The following is a 1,128-nucleotide window of genomic DNA, read 5'->3' as shown; positions in this document are numbered from 1 at the left end:
GGCGGGGAAATACTTCCTTAGCTTTAGGGAGGGCGTTTTGCTGATCATAATAATTAGGAAAAGGAATATCAGCTGGAATGATGTATTCCGACTGCAAAGAGCAACAATTAACACGGCATTTGCGCGAATTTATCCAGTCTTTGATTTCTCGCAATCCTTGGTTGTAAAGCAGGCGAGAAACCTCCAACCATTCGAGCAATTGTTGCTCTTGAATGGCGGATGGATAGATTCGGTAACAGTAGTTCATTGTTAGACTCATACCACTTTTAGGGGTATTGAAACCCATAAAACTACCCTGGGAGGTTCATGTATCCCCCAGACCCCCCGCTAGTTAAAAGCTGGAAGCAAGCTGCCTTGGTTAAGGGAATATTTAAGCAGCTAGATATTAGTTATTGCTAATCCTCCCAGACTAGTTTAGTCTATTTAGGTTTCAAATGCAAAGCTTTCTCAACTAATTTACAAAAAAAATATTATTAGGACTTACGAAGTTTACTGGGTTTTGCCCCCCTGCCCCCCAATTTTGGGGGGTAATGATGTCAAAGTCCCCCAGAATTGGGGGATTTAGGGGGCAATTGCCTAAGTCTTGATTATTTCAACAGTTACTAGTCAGACAATAGCACTGGAAGACCGTTAAATGGGGTGATTAGGAGATGGAAATATCTAGGGCAAGGGCTAGAAGCACTTATAGATAATTTTGTCAACTATAATTGCAACTACAATCACAATCACACCATTTGATGTAGGGTGGGCAGTGCCGCAGAGCAATCAGCTCAGCTCCCCATCCCTTACCAAGGCACTGCCCACCAACGGCCCGCCCCAACATATATTGAAACTGGCAAGATGCCAGTTCCACGCCTGATGCCCATTCCACTGGCTGAGCATAGCAGTAGAGCGGGCATCCTGCCCGCCCCAACATATATTGAAACCTGCCCGCCCCAACATATATTGAAACTGGCAAGATGCCAGTTCTACGCCTGATGCCCATTCCACTGGCTGAGCATAGCAGTAGAGCGGGCATCCTGCCCGCCCCAACATATATTGAAACCTGCCCGCCCCAACATATATTGAAACTGGCAAGATGCCAGTTCCACCAAGCCCATTCCACCACTGCCCAGCTAGAATAAATCA

Annotated in this window: 2 protein-coding genes; both read right to left on the bottom strand. The window is 45.9% G+C overall.

All coding sequences use genetic code 11. The annotated features are described in order from the left end of the window. The coding region (locus F6K49_RS51710; RefSeq protein WP_293110788.1) for a helix-turn-helix domain-containing protein at positions 1–247 on the bottom strand (247 nt) is incomplete at its 3' end. A 450-nt stretch (positions 248–697) separates the two neighbouring features. Beyond that, on the bottom strand, positions 698–1,128 hold a 431-nt coding region (locus F6K49_RS51705), incomplete at its 5' end, for a hypothetical protein (protein ID WP_293110786.1).

The sequence above is a fragment of the Moorena sp. SIO3I6 genome, from assembly GCF_010672095.1.
Note: the sequence above shows the minus strand (reverse complement) of the source record. Positions and strands in the feature narration are given on the sequence as shown.